The sequence below is a fragment of the Promicromonospora sp. AC04 genome, from assembly GCF_003058225.1.
GTDB lineage: Bacteria > Actinomycetota > Actinomycetes > Actinomycetales > Cellulomonadaceae > Promicromonospora.
The window spans coordinates 1-5,765 of sequence record NZ_QBUG01000023.1; the positions used below are offsets into that span (position 1 = coordinate 1).

Here is a 5,765-nt window from a genome sequence, read left to right on the forward strand (position 1 = left end):
TCTGGCGGTGTGCGTCGGTTGTTTGAGAACTCAACAGTGTGCTTGATAGTCAATGCCAAATTGTTTGGCCCTTTGCGGGGTGTGGCTTTGCTGACCGTCTGGTTGGTGGGGTCGTGTCTTGTGGGGGTTTTGTTTGGACGGACACAATCATCAGATTGGTCTGGCCGGTATCATTGTTCGCGCTCGCCCTTTTGTGGTGGGTGTGGATGTTTCTCTTTTACGGAGAGTTTGATCCTGGCTCAGGACGAACGCTGGTGGCGTGCTTAACACATGCAAGTCGAACGGTGATGCCCCTGCTTGCAGGGGTGGATCAGTGGCGAACGGGTGAGTAACACGTGAGCAACCTGCCCCCTACTTCGGGATAAGCCTTGGAAACGGGGTCTAATACCGGATATGAGCGCCTGCCGCATGGTGGGTGTTGGAAAGTTTTTCGGTGGGGGATGGGCTCGCGGCCTATCAGCTTGTTGGTGGGGTAATGGCCTACCAAGGCGTCGACGGGTAGCCGGCCTGAGAGGGCGACCGGCCACACTGGGACTGAGACACGGCCCAGACTCCTACGGGAGGCAGCAGTGGGGAATATTGCACAATGGGCGAAAGCCTGATGCAGCGACGCCACGTGAGGGATGACGGCCTTCGGGTTGTAAACCTCTTTCAGCAGGGAAGAAGCGTAAGTGACGGTACCTGCAGAAGAAGCGCCGGCTAACTACGTGCCAGCAGCCGCGGTAATACGTAGGGCGCAAGCGTTGTCCGGAATTATTGGGCGTAAAGAGCTCGTAGGCGGTCTGTCGCGTCTGGTGTGAAATCCCATGGCTCAACTGTGGGCTTGCATCGGGTACGGGCAGACTAGAGTGCTGTAGGGGAGACTGGAATTCCTGGTGTAGCGGTGGAATGCGCAGATATCAGGAGGAACACCGATGGCGAAGGCAGGTCTCTGGGCAGTTACTGACGCTGAGGAGCGAAAGCATGGGGAGCGAACAGGATTAGATACCCTGGTAGTCCATGCCGTAAACGTTGGGCACTAGGTGTGGGGTCAGTTCCACTGGTTCCGTGCCGCAGCTAACGCATTAAGTGCCCCGCCTGGGGAGTACGGCCGCAAGGCTAAAACTCAAAGGAATTGACGGGGGCCCGCACAAGCGGCGGAGCATGCGGATTAATTCGATGCAACGCGAAGAACCTTACCAAGGCTTGACATGTACGAGAAAGCCCCAGAGATGGGGTTCTCTTTGGACACTCGTACACAGGTGGTGCATGGTTGTCGTCAGCTCGTGTCGTGAGATGTTGGGTTAAGTCCCGCAACGAGCGCAACCCTTATCCTATGTTGCCAGCGGGTTATGCCGGGGACTCATGGGAGACTGCCGGGGTCAACTCGGAGGAAGGTGGGGATGACGTCAAATCATCATGCCCCTTATGTCTTGGGCTTCACGCATGCTACAATGGCCGGTACAGAGGGCTGCGATACCGTGAGGTGGAGCGAATCCCAAAAAGCCGGTCTCAGTTCGGATCGGGGTCTGCAACTCGACCCCGTGAAGTCGGAGTCGCTAGTAATCGCAGATCAGCAACGCTGCGGTGAATACGTTCCCGGGCCTTGTACACACCGCCCGTCAAGTCACGAAAGTTGGTAACACCCGAAGCTCACGGCCCAACCCCTTGTGGGAGGGAGTGGTCGAAGGTGGGACTGGCGATTGGGACTAAGTCGTAACAAGGTAGCCGTACCGGAAGGTGCGGCTGGATCACCTCCTTTCTAAGGAGCTCGTCTCCATCAGGCCCCACATGCTGGGGTTGCCGGCGTGCCTGCCCGTTGTGGTGGGTGCATCCCTGCGGGGGTGCTGCTGGTGCTGGTGGCAGAGGCCAGGCCCAGGCCGTACGCGTCTGGGGTGGTTGCTCATGGGTGGAACATTGACGAAGAGTCCCCGTGTCTGTGGGTGGCTGCTAGTACGCCGGTGCTTGTCACGGGCTGGAACGCGGTCCTCGTAGATGGGTGGGGTTCGCCAAGCACACTGTTGGGTCCTGAGGCAACCGGCCACGGGATCGGGTCTTCATGGGTGGTCGCTGGTTCCTTCGGGGTCGGCGGGTGCGTGTGGGGGCGGGGTCCTGGAGGTGTCGAGTGTTTCTGGTGGTACGGGTCATCGGGTCGTGGTCATACCAGCCGGCTTGTCTGGTGGTGGTGGTCATGGTGTGCCTGGTGGGTTCGTCCGTTGCTTGAGAACTGCATAGTGGACGCGAGCATCTTTGATTTTTTCCAAGATTGCGACCGTGAAACATGGGTGCTGCATGTGTGGCCGGCCTTCGGGTGTGGTTGTGTGTGTGGTGTTTGTTTGTCTCGGTCTTTCTTGGTTTCTGTGATTTTGTGTTGTTGAAGTTTTTTAGGGCACATTGGTGGATGCCTTGGCACTAGGAGCCGAAGAAGGACGTTGTAGCCTGCGATAATCCTCGGGGAGTTGGCAGACGAGCTGTGATCCGAGGGTCTCCGAATGGGGGAACCCAGCCGAAGTCATGTTCGGTTACCCGCGCCTGAATGTATAGGGCGTGTGGAGGGAACGTCGGGAAGTGAAACATCTCAGTACCGACAGGAAGAGATATTCCGTGAGTAGTGGCGAGCGAAAGCGGATGAGGCCAAACCGTATGCGTGTCAAGCTGTCAGGCGTTGCGTGTGCGGGGTTGTGGGACCTTCTGGGAGAATCTGACAGTTCTCCGGCCAGTGAGAAAGTCGTGTCATAGTCGAACCGGGTTGAATACCGGACCGTAGTGGGTGGGAGTCCCGTAGACGAAATGATATGGCCTGGTGGAGGGGATCCCAAGTAGCACGGGGCCCGTGAAATCTCGTGTGAATCTGGCAAGACCACTTGCTAAGCCTAAATACTACCTAGTGACCGATAGCGGACAAGTACCGTGAGGGAAAGGTGAAAAGTACCCCGGGAGGGGAGTGAAATAGTACCTGAAACCGTGTGCCTACAATCCGTCGGAGCCTCCAGCCTCTTTGTGGGGTGTGCAGGGGTGACGGCGTGCCTTTTGAAGAATGAGCCTGCGAGTTAGTGCTCGGTGGCGAGGTTAACCCGTGTGGGGTATCCGTAGCGAAAGCGAGTCCGAATAGGGCGTTCATAGTCGCCGGGTCTAGACCCGAAGCGAAGTGATCTAGCCATGGGCAGGTTGAAGCGCCGGTAAGACGGCGTGGAGGACCGAACCCACCAGGGTTGAAAACCTGGGGGATGACCTGTGGTTAGGGGTGAAAGGCCAATCAAACTTCGTGATAGCTGGTTCTCCCCGAAATGCATTTAGGTGCAGCGTCGCGTGTTTCTTACCGGAGGTAGAGCTACTGGATGGCTAATGGGCCTCACCAGGTTACTGACGTCAGCCAAACTCCGAATGCCGGTAAGTGCAAGCGCGGCAGTGAGACTGCGGGGGATAAGCTCCGTGGTCGAGAGGGAAACAGCCCAGATCACCGGCTAAGGCCCCTAAGCGTGTGCTCAGTGGGAAAGGATGTGGAGTTGCACAGACAACCAGGAGGTTGGCTTAGAAGCAGCCACCCTTGAAAGAGTGCGTAATAGCTCACTGGTCAAGTGATTCCGCGCCGACAATGTAGCGGGGCTCAAGCACACCGCCGAAGCCGTGGCACTCACACGTTAGCCCAGCACCAGACTTGTTCTGTGTGTTCAGGTGTGTGGGTGGGTAGGGGAGCGTCGTGTGGGCAGTGAAGTCGCAGGGTGACCTAGCGGTGGAGCCTACACGAGTGAGAATGCAGGCATGAGTAGCGAATGACGGGTGTGAATCCCGTCCGCCGAATGACCAAGGGTTCCAGGGCCAGGTTCATCCGCCCTGGGTAAGTCGGGACCTAAGGCGAGGCCGACAGGCGTAGTCGATGGACAAGGAGTTGATATTCTCCTACCGGCGAAGTACCGCCCATACCGAGCCCGGTGATACTAACCACCCCAAGCCAGCACACTGGTCTTCGGACCGGACCGCTGGGGAGGCGTGGGACCTGATCCGGTAGTAGGTAAGCGTGTTAACAGGGGTGACGCAGGAAGGTAGCCAGGCGTGGCGATGGTTGTCCACGTCCAAGGTCGTAGCCCGACACCTAGGCAAATCCGGGTGTCATACAGGGTGAGAGCTGATAGTGACCGTGTATGCGGGAATCTGGTGATCCTATGCTGCCTAGAAAAGCCTCGACGCGAGGGACTAGCCGCCCGTACCCTAAACCGACTCAGGTGGTCAGGTAGAGAATACTAAGGCGATCGAGCTAATCGTGGTTAAGGAACTCGGCAAAATGCCCCCGTAACTTCGGGAGAAGGGGGGCCTGAACCGTTAACCCACTTGCTGGGGGACGCGGGGAGGGCCGCAGAGACCAGGGAGAAGCGACTGTTTACTAAAAACACAGGTCCGTGCGAAGTCGCAAGACGATGTATACGGACTGACGCCTGCCCGGTGCTGGAAGGTTAAGAGGACGAGTCAGCCTTTGGGCGAAGCTCAGAATTTAAGCCCCAGTAAACGGCGGTGGTAACTATAACCATCCTAAGGTAGCGAAATTCCTTGTCGGGTAAGTTCCGACCTGCACGAATGGCGTAACGACTTCTCCGCTGTCTCAACCGCGAACTCGGCGAAATTGCAGTACGAGTAAAGATGCTCGTTACGCGCAGCAGGACGGAAAGACCCCGGGACCTTTACTATAGCTTGGTATTGGTGTTCGGTGCGGTTTGTGTAGGATAGGTGGGAGACTGTGAAGCCAGGGCGCCAGCTCGGGTGGAGTCATTGTTGAAATACCACTCTGATCGCTTCGGATGTCTAACCTCGGTCCGTGATCCGGATCAGGGACAGTGCCTGGTGGGTAGTTTAACTGGGGCGGTTGCCTCCTAAAATGTAACGGAGGCGCTCAAAGGTTCCCTCAGCCTGGTTGGCAATCAGGTATCGAGTGCAAGTGCACAAGGGAGCTTGACTGTGAGACCGACAGGTCGAGCAGGGACGAAAGTCGGAACTAGTGATCCGGCGGTGGCTTGTGGAAGCGCCGTCGCTCAACGGATAAAAGGTACCCCGGGGATAACAGGCTGATCTTGCCCAAGAGTCCATATCGACGGCATGGTTTGGCACCTCGATGTCGGCTCGTCGCATCCTGGGGCTGGAGTAGGTCCCAAGGGTTGGGCTGTTCGCCCATTAAAGCGGTACGCGAGCTGGGTTTAGAACGTCGTGAGACAGTTCGGTCCCTATCCGCTGCGCGCGCAGGAAACTTGAGAAGGGCTGTCCCTAGTACGAGAGGACCGGGACGGACGAACCTCTGGTGTGCCAGTTGTTCCGCCAGGAGCACGGCTGGTTGGCTACGTTCGGAAGGGATAACCGCTGAAAGCATCTAAGCGGGAAGCCTGCTTCGAGATGAGGTTTCCATACCCCTTCGGGGGTGGGAGGCACCCAGCAGACCACTGGGTTGATAGGCCGGATGTGGAAGACAGGACTGAAGACTGTCGGAGCTGACCGGTACTAACCTGCCAACAACTTCACAACACACCCTTTTCGCGGGTAATAAGAATCAATTGTTGTGCGACGCGTCCACTATGCGGTTCCCGAGTCACGGGCACCACACCCCCCCACCACGCCCGAATCCTTGCGTTCGGGTTGAGTGTGGGATGACGGGGTTTGCCTGGTACTCGATAGTGTTACGGTGGTCTTAGCGTGGGGGAAACGCCCGGTCCCATTCCGAACCCGGAAGCTCAGCCCTACAGCGCCGATGGTACTGCCCTGGAGACGGGGTGGGAGAGTAGGACGCCGCCGGACAACCATTC

General features: G+C 57.6%; 3 rRNA genes. All 3 read left to right on the top strand.

Annotation, left to right across the window (positions count from 1 at the left end):
• Positions 1–216: 216 nt before the first annotated feature.
• Positions 217–1,741: ribosomal RNA gene (locus tag C8K30_RS30120) — 16S ribosomal RNA — on the top strand.
• 610 nt (positions 1,742–2,351) lie between these two features.
• A 23S ribosomal RNA gene (locus C8K30_RS30125) occupies positions 2,352–5,487 on the top strand.
• A 153-nt stretch (positions 5,488–5,640) separates the two neighbouring features.
• A 5S ribosomal RNA gene (gene rrf / locus C8K30_RS30130) occupies positions 5,641–5,757 on the top strand.
• The 16S, 23S and 5S rRNA genes sit together here, the layout of an rRNA operon.
• Positions 5,758–5,765 lie beyond the last annotated feature (8 nt).